We start from the raw sequence: 15,675 nt of genomic DNA on the forward strand, positions 1-15,675 counted from the left end.
CTAATGTTGATCCATGACCGGACACCGGATCTTGGTCGTGGACGACGAGGTTCGTGTGCTCGCGTCGCTGCGACGCGGGTTGGAACTCTCCGATTTCGAGGTGGTCACCGCGGCCGACGGTGCCGAGGCGCTGGCGATGGTGCGTAACGCGACACCCGACGCCATGGTGTTGGACGTGAACATGCCGACGCTGGACGGTGAAGGCGTGGTCACGGCGTTGCGCGCGATGGGAAACGACATCCCGATCTGTGTGCTGAGCGCGCGCAGCGCCGTGACCGACCGCATCGCCTGCCTCGAACGCGGCGCCGACGACTACCTAACCAAGCCCTTCGACCTCGGCGAGCTCGTCGCCCGGCTGCACGCGCTGCTGCGCCGCCGGGTCACCACCGAACGACCGGACGCGCAGGTGCGGATCGGTCAGGTGCAGATCGACCTGGCCGGGCACCGGGTGCTGGCCGCGGGCACCCCGGTAGACCTGACAAAACGAGAATTCGAGGTACTCGCCATGCTCGCCGACAACCCGGGCATCGTGCTCGGCCGCGAGCAAATCCTTTCCACGGTATGGGGTTACGACTTCGCCACCGACACCAATGTGGTTGATGTGTTCGTCTCGTACCTGCGGCGCAAGCTGGAGGCGCCCGGCGCGGCGCGGGTGGTGCACACGGTGCGCGGTGTCGGCTTCGTCTTACGGGAGCAGCCGTGAAACGCTCACCGTCGCTGCGTACTCGGGTTGCGGTGGTCTCCGGCGTGGTCGCCGCACTCGTCGCACTCACCCTCACCATCACCTTCGCCGCGTTGCTGAACGCGACCGGTGAGCGGCAGTTGGACGACACTGTCTCGTCGATGGCGGTCCGGGTTGCCCCGCCGCTGAAAACTCTTCCGATGGACCGGGTTCCGTCCATGCCGCCGAACGCCGTACCCGCGTCTCCCGGGCCACCATATGCGGCGCCGTCGCCCCCCGCGGCGCCGGGCGGGACGGCCGACTACCCGATCCCGGCGCCTTATGCGGCAACAGGCAGCCCCGAGGCGGGCACCGCCCCCGTTCCGAACGACCTGCCACCCGACGTGGCGATCACGCGCGTCGACGGTCTGCCCGGGGTGCTCGTCTCGCTGGACCCGAACCGTGACGTGGTCGCCTCGGCCATCCACCGCAGCCAGCTGATCGGCCTCGGCATCGGCGTCGCCGGTGCGCTGATCGCCGCCTTACTCGGCTGGTTCCTGGCCGGTTATGCCGCCCGCCCGCTGCGTAGGCTGGCCGCCGCCACCCACGGCATCGACACCCTCGAGGAACTCCCGCCGCTGTCCGGTCAAGGCGCTAGGGAAGCGGAAGAACTCTCCGACGCCATCACCCGCATGCTCGCCCGACTAGAAGCCGCCCACCGCGCCACCAACCACGCGCTCACCAGCGCCCGCGACTTCGCCGCCGTCTGCGCCCACGAACTGCGCACCCCACTCACCGCGCTGCGCACCGACCTACAAGTGCTGGCCACCAAGGAGATTCCCGCCGAACAGCGCGGCACCATCCTCACCGAGGTGCTCTTCGCCGAGAAGCAGATCGAGAACACACTGACCGACCTCGAACGACTAGCGGTAGGCGAACTCACCGAGCCCGACGTGTTCGAACCCTTCGACCTCTGCGAAACCCTCGACCGCGCAGCCCAAGACGCCCAACGCCGCCACCCCGACGTCCGCATCGTCCTCACCGACTGCGAACCCGTCACGGTAACCGGCCTCCCCGGCGGCCTCATGCTGATCGTCACCAACGCGGTAGCGAACGCCGTCCAACACGGTCACGCCGACACCGTCCGCATCTCGGTCGGCCAGGCAGCCGAAGGCCAGCTGGAAATTCTCATCGACGACGACGGCACAGGAATCCCGGAATCCGTGTGCCCCAACGCCTTCGACCGTTTCGTCAAAGGCCCCGGCTCCCCCGGCTCCGGCCTAGGCCTGGCCCTGGTCCGTCAACAAGCCGAATTACACTCCGGCACAGCCGAACTCACCCGCAGCCCGTTAGGCGGCGTCCGTCTCCAGGTCCGAATCGCCATGCAGCCCTCGGAATGAGATTGAGCCGACCTGATCTCAGATCCGTTCGAGGTCCTCGAACGAGACGCTAACCTTCATTGCCTCCGGCAGATCCGTGACCAGTGAGCCTCGATGCGAGAAAACGAGTTGGTAGTTGCGGCCGCTCCAGTCCAGCCGGTACTCCTCGATCGAGTGGATGCGATCACCGTCCATGACCACGATCAGGTAGACCGGAATGCCCTGCGCCGCATATTCGGCCCGCTTGTCGTTGAAGTCCACCTCGACATCAGACGAGGTGATCTCGATCGCGACCAGAACGTCGTCCGACCAGAGCCGCTCGCCTGGCTTCAAGCACCGCAGCACGCTGATATCCGGACGCCGAAAGGTGAACTTCTTGCCGTCTCGCGTGGAATGCGGGTTTCGGCTCCGGAAACGCATATCGGTGTCCTGCAAGACGTCGATGCATGGTGCATCGACCCCGTCCGGCCGTGCCACCAACAGCGTCATCGTCAAGTTACGCGACACCCGCTGATGCCCCGGCGTCGGAGACTCGCAGAACACGACTCGCCCGTCGACCACCTCGATCGTCCGGCACACCTCGGGAGGCAGCGCCTCGTACTGCTCTTCTGTGACAACCAGACTGGACGGATCGGTGGCCCAGGTAGGCAGCGACATCAGCGAACTCCTTCGCGGTCAGCGTGCGGTCGACCCTACTTGCCCTTCGGCTTGTCCGACGCCGCGTCCGAGGACAACGCCGCCACGAACGCTTCCTGCGGGACGTCGACGCGGCCGATCGTCTTCATCCGCTTCTTGCCTTCCTTCTGCTTCTCCAGCAGCTTGCGCTTGCGGCTGATGTCGCCGCCGTAGCACTTGGCGAGCACATCCTTGCGGATGGCGCGGATGTTTTCGCGGGCAATGATTTTCGAGCCGATGGCGGCCTGGATGGGCACCTCGAACTGCTGGCGCGGGATGAGTTCGCGCAGCTTGGTGGTCATCTTGTTGCCGTAGGCCTGCGCGGCGTCCTTGTGCACGATCGCGCTGAACGCGTCCACCGCCTCGCCCTGCAGCAGGATGTCGACCTTGACCAGCGCCGCGTCCTGCACGCCCGACTCTTCGTAGTCGAGGCTGGCGTAGCCGCGGGTGCGCGACTTCAGCGAGTCGAAGAAGTCGAAGATGATCTCCGCCATCGGCATGCTGTAGCGCAGCTCGACGCGGGTCTCGGACAGGTAGTCCATGCCGCCGAGCTCGCCGCGACGCCCCTGGCACAGCTCCATGATCGAGCCGATGAACTCGCTCGGCGAGATGACGGTGCACTTCACCATCGGTTCGTACACGTGCCGGACCTTGCCCTCGGGCCAGTACGACGGATTGGTGACGACATGTTCGCTGCCGTCTTCCATCTCTACGGTGTAGACCACGTTGGGTGCGGTGGAGATCAGGTCGAGGTCGAACTCGCGCTGCAGCCGCTCCCGGGTGATCTCCATGTGCAGCAGGCCGAGGAAGCCACACCGGAACCCGAAGCCGAGTGCCACCGAGGTTTCCGGCTCGTAGGTGAGTGCGGCATCGTTGAGTTGCAGCTTCTCCAATGCGTCGCGCAGGTCCGGGTAGTCGGAGCCGTCGACCGGATACAGACCCGAGTACACCATCGGGCGCGGCTCGCGGTAGCCGACAAGCGGTTCGGTGGCACCGTTTCGCGCGGAGGTCACCGTGTCGCCGACCTTCGACTGGCGCACGTCCTTCACACCGGTGATCAGATACCCCACCTCGCCGACGCCGAGACCCTGGGTCGGCTTGGGCTCCGGCGAGACGATGCCGATCTCCAGCATCTCGTGCGTGGCACCGGTGGACATCATCTTGATCTTCTCGCGCGGCGTGAGCTTGCCGTCCACCACACGGACATAGGTGACCACGCCGCGGTAGGTGTCGTACACCGAGTCGAAGATCATCGCGCGGGCGGGCGCGTCGGGATCACCGACGGGCGCGGGCACCGTCTTGATGACCTCGTTGAGCAGCTCGGTCACGCCGACGCCGGTCTTGCCCGATACCCGCAGCACATCGTCTGGTTCGCAGCCGATGATGTGCGCGATCTCGCCCGCGTAGCGATCCGGATCGGCGGCAGGCAGGTCGATCTTGTTGAGCACCGGAATGATCGTCAGATCCTTGTCCAGCGCCAGATACAGGTTGGCCAGCGTCTGCGCCTCGATGCCCTGCGCCGCGTCGACCAGCAGCACCGCGCCCTCACAAGCCTCCAGCGCGCGCGACACCTCGTAGGTGAAGTCGACGTGGCCCGGCGTATCGATCAGGTGCAGCACGTAATCGGTGCCGTCGACCTGCCACGGCAGCCGCACGTTCTGCGCCTTGATGGTGATGCCGCGCTCGCGCTCGATGTCCATCCGGTCCAGGTATTGGGCGCGCATCTGCCGCTCCTCGACCACACCGGTCAGTTGCAGCATCCGATCGGCCAGCGTCGACTTCCCGTGATCGATGTGCGCGATGATGCAAAAGTTCCGGATCCGGGACGGATCGGTGAACGTCGTGTCGGCGAAGCTGGCGGGCACTCCACTCCTCATGGGTATCGGCAAACTGCCGTCTATCGTCCCACGTGTAGTGCGCAGCTCCCGCCAGCGGTGTACCCGAGCGCGATCCGGGCTGGCATTGGTGCCGATTCCCTGTCGATTCGCGAGCGACTGCCGACGGGGCTCAGTCGCGAGCAATCCCAGGAACGTCGGTGGCTCATCGTAGAGTTAGGCCATGCCTGGCCAACCGCTGAAAACAATCCAGATCGAGGGATTCACCTCGATCAGATCGGCGACGGTCGAGCTCCGGAAACTGAACATCCTGGTCGGTGCGAATGGGGCGGGGAAGAGCAACTTCGTTCAGGCGCTCGCCCTACTCGGGCGGATCGTCGACTGCGAACTCGGACTGTTCGTCGGCCTCAACGGCGGTGCCTCGGCGCTGCTCACCGACGGGGACGGTACCTCCCGGATTCGTCTCGAACTCGACGCGGAACCCAACTCGTATGAGGCCGTCCTCGTCCCGGCAGCGAACGACGAACTGATCTTCGAATCCGAGATCGTCTACTACCACGAGCCAGAATATGACCGGCCGTACAGCAAATCGCTTGGACGCGGGCATCGAGAGACCCGACTGGCTGCTGACGTCGGCGGCCCGCGCGGCGGTATCGCCAAGTACGTCTTCGCACTTCTCGAAGGCTGCAAGGTCTTTCACTTCCACGACACCAGCGCGGACGCGCCGGTGAAGCGGATGGTCTCTACTGCGGACAACCTGAATCTGCGTTCGGACGCCGGAAACCTCGCCCCCTATCTGTACCGGTTACAGACCAGCGACGAGGCCACCGGCCAGGCCGCCTATCGCCGAATTGTCGGTGCGATCCAGCTGGTGGCACCGTTCTTCCGCGATTTCGTGCTGCAACCCGAGAACAACGATCGCATCCGCCTCCGCTGGCAACAGCAAGGCTCCGACGCTGTCTTTTCGGCCAACCAGATGTCAGACGGCACACTTCGGTTCGTCTGTCTGGCAACACTGTTGCTGCAACCGGAGCTGCCCGCGCTCGTCGTCCTGGACGAACCCGAACTCGGGCTACACCCCTTCGCCATCGTGCAACTCGCGAACTTACTTCGGCAGGCCTCGGTGCGCAGTCAAGTCCTGATCGCCACCCAATCGGTCACCTTGATGAACCAATTCGAGGTCGATGACCTTATTGTCGTAGAGCGCAAAGCCGGAGCATCGTCCTTCTCGCGGCCGGACGCCGCCGAGCTGGAAGCCTGGCTGGCGGAGTACTCGCTCGGCGAGTTGTGGGAAAAGAACCTGCTCGGCGGTCGCCCCGCCAGGGAGGATCTCGACCAGGCATGACGGCCAACTATCACCGGCTGCACTTCCTGGTGGAAGGGCAGAGCGAGGAAATCGTCGTCAACAATGTGCTCGGCCCCTACCTCGCCGCCCGCGGCTGGACGGTGACGCAGTCCATCGTCACAACAAGGCGCCCCGCAGGTGGGCCCAACCATCGCGGTGGTGTCAGCAGTTGGTCCAAGGTCGAACGTGAGATCAAGCTCCTCTTGCGAGATTCGAGCCTCGAAGTTCTGACGACGCTGTTCGACTTTTATGCGTTCCCGCCAGACGCTCCCGGAATGGCCGACATCCCGCCCGGCCTGCCGCCACTTGGCCGGGTCGTGCATGTCGAACAGTCTCTCGCGGCCGCCACAGCCGATCGCCGGTTCGTGCCGCATCTGATCCTGCACGAGCTGGAGACCTAAGTGTTCGCCGCCGCCGAGCAAGTCGGCTGCCTATTGCCAGGGTTGACTGAGCAACTGGTCAAAGACGTGCACCTGGCGGGTGGCCCGGAACTGGTCAACGACGGCCCGGACACCGCGCCGTCCAAGCGGATCTTCAACTACTGCCCGCAGTACTCGAAAACAAACGACGGCCCGCTGGCGATAGCCGACCTCGGTGTTGTGGAGCTCCGGAACCAATGCCCCCATTTAGATGCCTGGCTCGAACTGTTGGACAGTCACTTGTCGTGATCGCGGAACCACGGATGTAGTGAGGACTCACACATTCGATGCCGTCCGCTATGAGAGCGGGATCCCACAGCACCGGGCCTCCTGCCTGCTCGCGAGGGCCATTGCCCGACTAGGCCCGCCGGCGCGGCAGCAGGAGCCCAAAACAGCACATTCGTAGTTGGCGCGGGGCAGGTGAGAAGACGGCGGGGCGCCGTTATATTGCGAATATGGCCCGAAGTTGGAACTCCCTCGGCAAGCAGCTCGGACTTATCGCGAAGGAGCAGGGTCCCAAGATCGTCAGGCAGCAGGGACCGAAGCTGGTGGAGCGGCTGGTCGGGTCGCTGTCTTCGCGACGGACACCGCCGGTGAAGGTGCGGCCGACCGCGTCCACCCCGGTGCCGACGGCCGAGCGCGCCCGCCAGATCGTGTACTCGCCGCAGCTGGACGGGCGGGCCGATCCCGGCGAGATCGTGTGGACCTGGGTGCCGTTCGAGGAAGATCCGAGCAACGGCAAGGATCGGCCGGTGCTGGTGGTCGGACGCGATCGCCGGACGCTGCTCGGATTGATGCTTTCCTCGAAGGCGGACCGGGCACACGACCGAAACTGGGTCGGGATCGGCAGCGGCAGTTGGGATCCCGAGGGCAGGCCGAGCTGGGTTCGGCTGGATCGGGTGCTCGACGTGCCGGAGGACGGCATCCGCCGCGAGGGAGCGATCCTGGCCCGCAAGACATTCGACCTCGTCGCCCACCGACTGTGCGCCGAATACGCTTGGCACTGAGCCGAATAGGGCTGGCCACCGCCTTGGCCGGCAACTGAAGGGGCGGAATAGCAACGGGCCCACCGACATGGTCGGCGGGCCCGGCGGCTCAACTCAGGAGAGCAGGTTGCGGGAACGGCCGAACAGCAGGCCGTAGACCAGCGCGCCGAGCGCGCCGCCGATCAGCGGGAACACCACGAAGGCCCAGACCTGCCCCATCGCCCCGTCCTGATAGGGCGCGACGGCGAGGCTGCGGGCCGGGTTGACCGAGGTGTTGTCCACCGGGATCGAGATCAGGTGGATGACCGCCAGCGTGACGCCGATCGACAGACCGGCCAGCGGCACATCGGAGAGTTGGTCGGTCGAGGCGAGCACCACGAAGACCAGCAGCGCGGTCAGCATGACCTCGATGATGATCATCGCGGCCATCCCGTACCCGTTCTGCAGCACGATCTCGCCCATTGGACCCTTTTGCGCCGACGGACTGTGCTGCCCCCAGCCGTTCGCGCCGAGCCCATTGACCTCGCGGTCATAGGATGGCAAATTCTTCGCCAGCGCGAACAAGACGAGCCCGGCCAGGAATCCGCCGATCAATTGCGCGATCCAATACCCGACCGCCGTGACCACGCTGATCCGCCCGAGCAGCAAATGCCCCACCGTCACCGCGGGATTCACGTGACATCCGGAGATCGGCCCGATCGCATAAACCAGGAACAACAGCGAGAGCCCGAAGGCCAACGCCACCCCGAGCGCGCCGACCCGGTCCCCCGCCAGCACCGCGGTACCGACACCGCCCATCACCAGCACAAACGTGCCGAGCGCCTCCGCGCCCCACTTCTTGGTGTCGGGAATCGGCCCATATTCGGCCACCTCTTCGACGAATTCTTGAGCCGTCGACATCTGCTAACCCGCCTCTCCGCGTATTTAGGCCATATCAGTCACGGCCGCGAGACTTGGTCACAGGTCCAACGTCAGGTGCGCGACAACTCGGACGTACCCGGCGAGTTACCCATGTACTGAGGAGATCATCCCTTCGAGACGCTACGCGTCCGAATTACCTGCGACAATGACCTTTGCAGCGTGTCTTTACGCGAGTCGGGTGATCTCTACAACGACCTCCAGGTCGGTGCAGCCACCTCCGGAAAATATGCCTTTCAACGGCGGCACATCCGCGTAATCCCGGCCGACGCCGACCGAAATATGTTGTTCGTTGACGGCGATGTTGTTGGTCGGGTCGTAGCCCCACCACATCCCGGTCCATGCCTCTACCCACGCATGCGACTGGCCCGCCACGGTCACGCCGATTTCGGCGGCCGGATCGGGATGCAGGTAGCCGGAGACGTATCGGCTTGGAATGCCCATGCTGCGCAACAGCACCAGGGTCAGGTGCGCGTAATCCTGGCAGACACCTTGTCTTTCAGCGAATGCCTGCACCGCCGAGGTATGCACCGAGGTGGTGCCCGCGAGATAGTTCATCTCCCGGTGCACCCATTCGGCCGCGCGGACAACAGCTTTCGCCGGTGGCAGACCCTTCGCCAACTGGGTGGCGATACCGGCCAGTTTACGATCGCTCGGCACATAGGAAGTGGGCGCGAGCATTTCGTCGAAACGGTCGGCGATCCGATCCGTGCGCAATCGATGCCAGTCCAGCTCCTCGGCCGGCCCTGCGAACGGCTCGGTCTCCACCACCGACGAGCCGGTGACCTCCAATTCGGTATGCGGAGCGTGCAAGTCGAACGCGGTGACCGCGGTGCCCCAGTAGTCGGTGTAGCGGTAGGAACGGGTAGACGGCTCGGTCTCGACGCGATTGAGGATCACGTTCTGCCTGCTGTCCGCGCGCGGCGTGAGCCGCGCCTCGTTGAACGACCGGGTGACCGGCGCGTCGTAGACATAACCGGTGGTGTGCACCACCCGGATTCGCCAGCTCATACCTCCCCCTCCACCTGCGCGTGACCGTCCCGTTTGCTGTGCAGATCGGTCCACGCCACCCAGGGCGCCGCGTGGAAGTACTGCAGCGCGATCGCCTCGCTCACCTCGCGACACGTCTTCTGCAACTCCATCAGCCGGTTCCGCAGATCCTCCAACAGCACACCGGGCGGCAGGAATTCGAGCTCACTGCGCGCGCGACCCAACAGACGTTGCGCCTCGTGCCTGGCCCCGACCCGGCTGCTCGGCCGCTGATCCAGTTCGGCAAGACAGGTTTCGGCCACCCGCACCGAGTGGAACACCGATCGCGGGAAAAGCCGGTCGAGCAGGATGAATTCGGCGACCCGATGGGCGTCCAGCGCGCCGCGATGGGTGCGCAGGTAGGTGTCGTGCGCACCGGCCGAGCGCAGCACGGTCACCCAGGCGGGCGAGGACGTACGGTCACCGGCACGCGAAAGCAGCAGTCGCACAGTCATATCCACGCGTTCGATGGAGCGGCCGAGCAGCAGGAAGCGGTAGCCGTCGTCGCGGCTGAGCGTGGAGTCGGACAGTCCGGCGAACATGGCCGCACGGTCCTGCACATAGTGGAAGAACTCGTGCGGCCCGAGACTGCGCGCCGCCTTCTCCGCGACCGCCAGCCCGATGTAGGTGGCATTCAAGCATTCCCACATCTCGCTGGAGGTGACTTCCCTTGCGCCCCTGGCATTTTCGCGGGCGTTGGCGATCGAGTCGATGATCGAGCCGCCGTCGTGACTGAAGGCGACGAGATCGGTGACCGACCAGACGTCCAGGGTGCCCTCCGGCGGTTCGATGCCGAGCACCCGCAACAGGACTCGGGAGGTGCGGTCGGGATCGACGGTCGCGTCCTCCAACAGCTGATGTACCGCGACGTCGAGGATTCGCGCGGTGTCGTCGGCGCGCTCGACGTAACGTCCGATCCAGTACAGGGATTCCGCGTTGCGGGCCAGCATCAGCGCAGCACCACCCTCGATAGTCGCCCACCCGGCGACTGCCGCTGTTCCTGCTGCTGTTGCTGCTGTTGCTGATTCGCCTGCGACGCCGTCAGATCCCGCCCCACCTCACGCGAATCCGATTGCGGCGGTTCACCGACCAGCTCCGCACCGGCCAATTCCCGATCAGCCAACGAATCCCGTCCGGACAACACCCAGGTGTCCTTGCTGCCACCACCCTGACTGGAATTGACCACCAGCGAACCCTCAGGCAACGCGACCCTGCTCAACCCGCCGGGCAGCACCCAGATCTCGTCACCGTCGTTGACCGCGAACGGCCGCAGGTCCACGTGCCGCGGCACCAGCTCATTCCCGACCTTCGTCGGCACCGTCGACAACTGCACCACCGGCTGCGCGACCCACCCGCGCGGGTCCGCCTTGATCCGGCGGCGCGACGCCTCCAGTTCCCGCGGCGAGGCGTCCGGCCCGATCACGATGCCGTACCCGCCGGAACCCTCGACCGGCTTGACCACCAAATCGGCGATCCGATCGAGCACCTCGTCGCGTTCGTCGGCCAACCAGCAGCGGTAGGTGTCGACGTTCGGCAGCACTGGCTTCTCGTTGAGGTAGTACTCGATGATCGTCGGCACGTAGGCGTAGATCAGCTTGTCGTCGCCGACACCGTTGCCGACCGCGCTGGAGATGACGACATTGCCCGCCCGCGCCGCATTCAGCAGGCCCGCGACGCCGAGCACCGAATCCGGCCGGAAATGCATGGGATCGAGGAAGGTGTCGTCGATTCGGCGGTAGATCACGTCCACTTGACGCTCGCCCGCGGTGGTCCGCATATAGACGACGTTGTCGCGGCAGAACAGGTCACGCCCCTCGACCAGTTCCACGCCCATCTGCCTGGCCAGCAGCGAATGCTCGAAGTATGCCGAGTTGTACACGCCGGGCGTCAGCACGACCACCGTCGGATCGGCCTCGTTCGGCGCGGCCGACGCACGCAGCGCCGCGAGCAGATGACTCGGATAGTCGCCGACCGCCCGCACCCGGTGCGAGGAGAACAGATCGGGGAAGACCCGCGCCATCGTGCGCCGGTTCTCCATCACATACGACACACCTGACGGCGAGCGCAGGTTGTCCTCGAGCACCCGGAAGTCGCCGCGCTCGTCGCGAATGAGGTCGATGCCGGCCACATGGATACGCACCCCGTTCGGCGGCACCAGCCCCGCGGCCTCGCGATGGAAGTGCTGACAGGACGTGACCAGGCGTTTCGGGATCACCTCGTCGCGCAGGATGTTCTGCTCGCCGTACACATCGGCGAGGAAAAGCTCCAGCGCGACGACCCGTTGCTTGATGCCGCGCTCGAGCTTGGCCCACTCCGCGGCGGCGATCACCCTGGGCACCAGATCCAACGGGAACGGCCGTTCCTGCCCGGACAAGGAGAACGTGATGCCCTGATCGATGAACGCGCGGTCCAGCGCGGCCGCACGCGCCGCGAGGTCGGACACGTCGATCGGCGCGAGCGCGGCGAACAGCCCCTTGTACGGCTGCCGCACCCGGCCTGCGCCGTCGAACATCTCGTCGAAGGCGTCCGCGTACCGGCCTGGTCGATAACCTTCGAATAGCCCTGGGGGCGCGACCTTGCCATTGCTGGCGGCCCGCCCGTTCATACCGACCGGTCTGGACGCGGCCGATCGCGCCGAGCGTGGCGGCGAGGCGGGAGTCATGCAAAAATCGTGCTACACGCAGCGGCAATGCTGTGTGTGACACAGGTAAATTTCTCGCATCACTAGTCCGCTACCGGCGATATGCCCGGTCTTGACACCGACCGGTCGGTGTCCTTCGCCGAGGCGGCCCAGTGCTGATTTCGTGCGCCGAGCGGCGGCTGGTATTCTCGACCTTCGGCGTTGCGTTACCCGTTTATCGAGGGTGCGACGCACGCGTAAGAACTTTTCCAGCACAAACCACTCAGCGACAGGAACACGAGGAAACAGGCGTGGCCAACATCAAGTCCCAGTTGAAGCGGATCCGTACCAACGAGGAGGCGCGCAAGCGTAACCAGTCGGTCAAGTCCGCGCTGCGCACCGCGATCCGCAGCTTCCGGGAAGCTGCCGCGGCCGGCGACAAAGAGAAGGCCGCCGCGCAGCTCCTGACCGCGAGCCGCAAGCTCGACAAGGCTGCCTCGAAGGGCGTCATCCACGCCAACCAGGCCGCCAACAAGAAGTCGGCCCTCGCGCTGGCTCTGAACAAGATCTGATTTTCCGGTACCGATCCGGTACCGCAGGCATTGACGCAGCCGCCGTGGCCTCGACGACCACGGCGGCTTTTGTCGTGCCTATGAGCGGTCAGGCGGGTCCAGCTGGTCGGATTCATGCATACAGCCGGTCAGCCCAGTGTTCATCACCAAGGATTCTGGATCGGGCCACAGCCTGTCGGTGGTTCCAGCTACCATTCGGCGCATGGTTACCGTTTACGCCAATCAGACTGTGGTCCGTGGCGAGGATCTGCCCGACGTGATTCGGGCCGCCGAGGTCCTCGGCATCGGGGTGAAGATCGAGAACGTGATGGTTCCCATCGACGATGAGGGCAATCACTCGTTGGAGTGGGTCGTCACGCGTGACGACGAAGTCCCCGTCTACGACGACTGGGAGGGCCGCTATGAGGAGTCCGAGGAAGACGAAGAGGAGCTAGTACTCAGCTCTGTGGAGTGAGTCCTGGTGCCCGATCGACCAACGGCGCCGGATCGGCCGCAAGCCGGTCCAGCGCCGTCTGAGAATCCGCGTCGGCCGCTCGATAAATGACGATGCGCTGGTCAGGGTCCTGCACCGGCATCAGCACCTCGTAATTGACCACCAACTGTCCGACGATCGGGTGGCGCAGCGGTTTGGCCCCGCGCCCGTTCACCTTCACGTCGTGCTGGGCCCACGCCCGCTCGAACTCCGCGCTTTGGGTGAACTCGGCGATCAGATCGCTCAGCACCTGGTCCTCCGGATGCGCGGCCCACGCCGCGCGCAGATCCGCGATGCCTTCGCGGATGATGCGCTCACGCTCCACATAGAACTCGCGCATGCTCGGCTCCAGCAGGCACAGCCACATGGCGTTGCGATGCCGCGGCGGCAGCGTGTCGAAGTCGATGACCAGCCGCGACATCTCCCGGTTCCAGGCCAGGATGTCGTAGCGGTGGTTCACCAGCATCGCCGGTAAGGGCGACAGATCGTGCACCAGCATGGCCAGTGCGGGCGCGGGCACGGTGGCCGGTTTTCCCGCGTTCGGCGGCCGCTGCTGAGCCAGATCGAACAGGTAGGCGCGCTCGTCGGTATCGAGCCGCAGCGCTTGCGACAAGGCCTCCAGCACGTCTGCCGACGGTCGCAGGCCACGCCCCTGCTCCAGCCGGACGATGTAGTCGGTGCTGACCCCCGCCAACTCCGCGACCTCCTCGCGCCGCAGCCCCGGCGTGCGGCGTGCCTGCCTGCGCACGGGCAGCCCGAGGTCACCGGGCATCAGGCGCTCTCGCCGGTCCCGCAGGAACGCCGCCAGTTCCTGAGTCGGATTCGCGGCGCTCACCGTCCCACCGCGGCCGCCGGTTCGTGCGCCGCCTGTCGCGTTCACCATTCCAGTCATCGCCCTCGATATTACGGCTGCCTAGGACTGGCTTTCCCAGGAAGAAGCTTCCCTTACCCATCTGCTTGCCCCGTTCCACACTGGGTTCCATCAACAAGAAGCACCAACGACAAGGAGCTGGACATGTCCGGAGCCCGCACCCTCGATACCTACCGGCTGCTCGGCCGCTCGGGCCTTCGGGTGTCTCCGCTGTCTCTCGGCACGATGACCTTCGGCGCCGATTGGGGTTGGGGTGCCGATAAAGACGAGGCGCGCAAGATTCTCGACACCTACCTCGACCGCGGTGGAAACTTCATCGACACCGCGAGCCAGTACACCAACGGCAGCTCCGAGCAACTGCTCGGCGAATTCACCGCGGACAACCGCGAAAGCCTGGTGCTGGCAACGAAATACACGATGCTGCGCCGCCAGGGCGACCCCAATTCCGGTGGCAACCACCGCAAGAGCATGTTCGCCTCGGTCGAGGCGAGCCTGCGCAGGCTGAAGACCGACTACATCGACGTGCTGTACCTGCACGCCTGGGATTTCATGACCCCCGTCGACGAAATCCTGCGTGGCATGGACGATCTCGTGCGTCAGGGCAAGGTGCTCTACGTCGGCATCTCCGACGCGCCTGCCTGGCAGGTCTCCCGCATGCAGACGATCGCCGACCTGCGCGGCTGGTCACCGTTGATCGCCCTGCAGGTCGAATACAGCCTGATCGAGCGCACCGTCGAACGTGACCTCATTCCGATGGCGCGCGAGCTCGGTCTCGGCGTCATCCCGTGGTCGCCGCTCGGTGGCGGCGTGCTCACCGGCAAGTACACCCGCGCGGACCTGAGCCACGAGGCGGCGGGCTCGCCCGAGGGCACCCGCAAGAACGTGGTCGCGGCACAGGGTTCGCTCACCGAGAAGTCGCTGGCCATTGCCGACGTGGTCACCGAGGTCGCCGCCGAGATCGGCAAGTCGCCCGCGCAGGTCGCGCTGGCCTGGACCTTGCGCAACCCCGGGGTGACCTCGCCCATCATCGGAGCCCGCACCACCGCCCAGTTGGAGGACAACCTCGGCGCGCTCGACGTCGAATTCGATGCCGCACAACTGAATCGGCTGGAGCAGGCGAGCGCCATCGAACTCGGCTTCCCGCACGACATGCTGGCGCGGGAGATGACCCAAACGGTCGTCTCCGGTGGCCTGAAGGTTCAAGGGCGCGCCTGAGCGACTGGCGACGCGGCGGTGCCGGCATTGCCCGCACCGCCGCGCACTGCTGCGATGAGATTCGGTGCCTCGCTACGTCAATACACGCGGTGAGGGTCTGAAAATTGGCTCGACACGCGCGCTAGCGTGCACACTATGGATCTTGTGGCACGGGCCTACAGCAGCCCGGATGCGCAGAAGCTGATCGCCGAGCTGCAACAGGGGTACGTGGCGCGCTACGGCGGCCCAGACGAAACCCCAACCGATCCAGCCGAATTCGAACCACCCCTCGGCACCTTCCTCGTCGGCTATCTCGACGGAATACCGGTCGCCTGCGCCGGCTGGCGCTCCCACGACGGCGACGAGCCCGGATTCCGCGACGGAGACGCCGAACTCAAACGCATGTACGTCTCCGAAGAGGCCCGCGGTCGCGGTCTGGCCAGGCAACTGCTAGCCGCCATCGAACAGAGCGCGACCGCCACCGGACGCCGGCGAGTAGTCCTCGAAACCGCCAACATGCAGCCAGAAGCCATCAACCTCTACACCTCCGCCGGTTACCTGTCGATCCCCGGCTTCGGCCTGTACCTCGGCCAATCCGAGAGCTACTACTTCGGCCGGGATTTGCCCCGACCAGCTGTCGCTGGGCGCGATTAGCACGGAACCGGCTGCGCCATCCCACTTCTCAGTTGACGCATGGGA

General features: G+C 65.4%; 15 protein-coding genes and 1 pseudogene. 9 read left to right on the forward strand and 7 right to left on the reverse strand.

Annotated elements, in window-relative coordinates; all coding sequences use genetic code 11:
- Positions 1-13: 13 nt before the first annotated feature.
- Together ACIA8C_RS33015 and ACIA8C_RS33020 are read left to right on the forward strand one after the other, a co-directional pair.
- Positions 14-703 (forward strand): response regulator transcription factor, encoded by a 690-nt coding sequence (locus tag ACIA8C_RS33015; protein WP_397141508.1) that lies wholly within the window; start codon positions 14-16, stop codon positions 701-703.
- The gene (locus ACIA8C_RS33020; protein WP_397141510.1) at positions 700-2,061 is read left to right on the forward strand and encodes a sensor histidine kinase; all 1,362 of its coding nucleotides are present in this window, start codon (positions 700-702) and stop codon (positions 2,059-2,061) included. Before ACIA8C_RS33015 ends, ACIA8C_RS33020 begins: the two co-directional genes overlap by 4 nt.
- A gap of 18 nt (positions 2,062-2,079) precedes the next feature.
- On the opposite strand, the gene ACIA8C_RS33025 is transcribed toward ACIA8C_RS33020, so the two are convergent.
- A complete protein-coding gene (locus ACIA8C_RS33025) occupies positions 2,080-2,697 on the reverse strand; it encodes a Uma2 family endonuclease (RefSeq protein ID WP_397141512.1) in 618 nt (205 codons plus the stop codon).
- Positions 2,698-2,732: 35 nt separating this feature from the next.
- Positions 2,733-4,592 carry a translation elongation factor 4 gene (lepA, locus tag ACIA8C_RS33030; protein ID WP_397141514.1) on the reverse strand — a complete coding sequence of 620 codons (1,860 nt, stop codon included), beginning with the start codon at positions 4,590-4,592 and terminating at the stop codon, positions 2,733-2,735.
- 181 nt (positions 4,593-4,773) lie between these two features.
- On the opposite strand from lepA, the gene ACIA8C_RS33035 reads away from it, so the two are divergent.
- The 3 genes and pseudogenes from ACIA8C_RS33035 (at position 4,774) to ACIA8C_RS33045 (ending at position 7,321) form a co-directional block, all read left to right on the forward strand.
- Positions 4,774-5,895 (forward strand): AAA family ATPase, encoded by a 1,122-nt coding sequence (locus tag ACIA8C_RS33035; RefSeq protein WP_397141516.1) that lies wholly within the window; start codon positions 4,774-4,776, stop codon positions 5,893-5,895.
- Positions 5,892-6,563 (forward strand): annotated as a pseudogene (locus ACIA8C_RS33040) (DUF4276 family protein). The gene ACIA8C_RS33035 and the pseudogene ACIA8C_RS33040 overlap by 4 nt, the downstream one beginning before the upstream one ends.
- A 206-nt stretch (positions 6,564-6,769) precedes the next feature.
- Entirely contained in the window at positions 6,770-7,321 is a 552-nt protein-coding gene (locus ACIA8C_RS33045; protein WP_397141518.1) for a type II toxin-antitoxin system PemK/MazF family toxin, read from the forward strand.
- Positions 7,322-7,414: 93 nt separating this feature from the next.
- Here the strand turns inward: ACIA8C_RS33045 and ACIA8C_RS33050 are convergent, their stop codons facing one another.
- The 4 genes from ACIA8C_RS33050 to ACIA8C_RS33065 all read right to left on the reverse strand — a co-directional run bounded on the left by ACIA8C_RS33050 (position 7,415) and on the right by ACIA8C_RS33065 (position 11,852).
- Positions 7,415-8,200 carry an aquaporin gene (locus tag ACIA8C_RS33050; protein ID WP_397141520.1) on the reverse strand — a complete coding sequence of 262 codons (786 nt, stop codon included), beginning with the start codon at positions 8,198-8,200 and terminating at the stop codon, positions 7,415-7,417.
- A 186-nt stretch (positions 8,201-8,386) separates the two neighbouring features.
- On the reverse strand, positions 8,387-9,229 hold the full coding sequence (locus ACIA8C_RS33055) for a transglutaminase domain-containing protein (RefSeq protein ID WP_397141522.1): 843 nt from the start codon (positions 9,227-9,229) through the stop codon (positions 8,387-8,389).
- A complete protein-coding gene (locus ACIA8C_RS33060; RefSeq protein WP_397141524.1) occupies positions 9,226-10,197 on the reverse strand; it encodes an alpha-E domain-containing protein in 972 nt (323 codons plus the stop codon). Before ACIA8C_RS33060 ends, ACIA8C_RS33055 begins: the two co-directional genes overlap by 4 nt.
- Positions 10,197-11,852: a circularly permuted type 2 ATP-grasp protein gene (locus ACIA8C_RS33065; RefSeq protein WP_397141710.1), complete on the reverse strand. Its 1,656-nt coding sequence runs from the start codon at positions 11,850-11,852 to the stop codon at positions 10,197-10,199. Before ACIA8C_RS33065 ends, ACIA8C_RS33060 begins: the two co-directional genes overlap by 1 nt.
- Before the next feature lie 326 nt (positions 11,853-12,178).
- Between ACIA8C_RS33065 and rpsT the strand changes: the two genes are divergently transcribed.
- Together rpsT and ACIA8C_RS33075 are read left to right on the forward strand one after the other, a co-directional pair.
- A complete protein-coding gene (rpsT, locus tag ACIA8C_RS33070) occupies positions 12,179-12,439 on the forward strand; it encodes a 30S ribosomal protein S20 (RefSeq protein ID WP_396989280.1) in 261 nt (86 codons plus the stop codon).
- A 202-nt stretch (positions 12,440-12,641) separates the two neighbouring features.
- Positions 12,642-12,893, forward strand: coding sequence for a hypothetical protein (locus tag ACIA8C_RS33075; protein ID WP_397141526.1), 252 nt, complete (start codon positions 12,642-12,644; stop codon positions 12,891-12,893).
- On the opposite strand, the gene ACIA8C_RS33080 is transcribed toward ACIA8C_RS33075, so the two are convergent.
- A complete protein-coding gene (locus tag ACIA8C_RS33080) occupies positions 12,877-13,803 on the reverse strand; it encodes a helix-turn-helix domain-containing protein (RefSeq protein WP_397141528.1) in 927 nt (308 codons plus the stop codon). The genes ACIA8C_RS33075 and ACIA8C_RS33080 overlap by 17 nt on opposite strands.
- Before the next feature lie 123 nt (positions 13,804-13,926).
- Between ACIA8C_RS33080 and ACIA8C_RS33085 the strand changes: the two genes are divergently transcribed.
- Together ACIA8C_RS33085 and ACIA8C_RS33090 are read left to right on the forward strand one after the other, a co-directional pair.
- Positions 13,927-14,997, forward strand: a complete 1,071-nt coding sequence (locus tag ACIA8C_RS33085) for an aldo/keto reductase (protein WP_397141530.1) — start codon at positions 13,927-13,929, stop codon at positions 14,995-14,997.
- A gap of 135 nt (positions 14,998-15,132) precedes the next feature.
- A complete protein-coding gene (locus tag ACIA8C_RS33090) occupies positions 15,133-15,630 on the forward strand; it encodes a GNAT family N-acetyltransferase (protein WP_397141532.1) in 498 nt (165 codons plus the stop codon).
- The last annotated feature ends 45 nt before the right edge of the window (positions 15,631-15,675 follow it).

It is taken from the genome of Nocardia sp. NPDC051321, assembly GCF_044455225.1.
Taxonomy (GTDB): domain Bacteria; phylum Actinomycetota; class Actinomycetes; order Mycobacteriales; family Mycobacteriaceae; genus Nocardia.

Bases quoted from the DNA above. Each gene is read 5' to 3' on its own strand.
- lepA (WP_397141514.1), bottom strand. From the start codon at position 4,592: ATGAGGAGTGGAGTGCCCGCCAGCTTCGCCGACACGACGTTCACCGAT.
- ACIA8C_RS33035 (WP_397141516.1), top strand. From the start codon at position 4,774: ATGCCTGGCCAACCGCTGAAAACAATCCAGATCGAGGGATTCACCTCG.
- ACIA8C_RS33065 (WP_397141710.1), bottom strand. From the start codon at position 11,852: ATGAACGGGCGGGCCGCCAGCAATGGCAAGGTCGCGCCCCCAGGGCTA.
- ACIA8C_RS33045 (WP_397141518.1), top strand. From the start codon at position 6,770: ATGGCCCGAAGTTGGAACTCCCTCGGCAAGCAGCTCGGACTTATCGCG.
- ACIA8C_RS33050 (WP_397141520.1), bottom strand. From the start codon at position 8,200: ATGTCGACGGCTCAAGAATTCGTCGAAGAGGTGGCCGAATATGGGCCG.
- ACIA8C_RS33090 (WP_397141532.1), top strand. From the start codon at position 15,133: ATGGATCTTGTGGCACGGGCCTACAGCAGCCCGGATGCGCAGAAGCTG.
- ACIA8C_RS33075 (WP_397141526.1), top strand. From the start codon at position 12,642: ATGGTTACCGTTTACGCCAATCAGACTGTGGTCCGTGGCGAGGATCTG.
- ACIA8C_RS33055 (WP_397141522.1), bottom strand. From the start codon at position 9,229: ATGAGCTGGCGAATCCGGGTGGTGCACACCACCGGTTATGTCTACGAC.
- ACIA8C_RS33025 (WP_397141512.1), bottom strand. From the start codon at position 2,697: ATGTCGCTGCCTACCTGGGCCACCGATCCGTCCAGTCTGGTTGTCACA.
- ACIA8C_RS33060 (WP_397141524.1), bottom strand. From the start codon at position 10,197: ATGCTGGCCCGCAACGCGGAATCCCTGTACTGGATCGGACGTTACGTC.
- ACIA8C_RS33080 (WP_397141528.1), bottom strand. From the start codon at position 13,803: ATGACTGGAATGGTGAACGCGACAGGCGGCGCACGAACCGGCGGCCGC.
- ACIA8C_RS33085 (WP_397141530.1), top strand. From the start codon at position 13,927: ATGTCCGGAGCCCGCACCCTCGATACCTACCGGCTGCTCGGCCGCTCG.
- ACIA8C_RS33015 (WP_397141508.1), top strand. From the start codon at position 14: ATGACCGGACACCGGATCTTGGTCGTGGACGACGAGGTTCGTGTGCTC.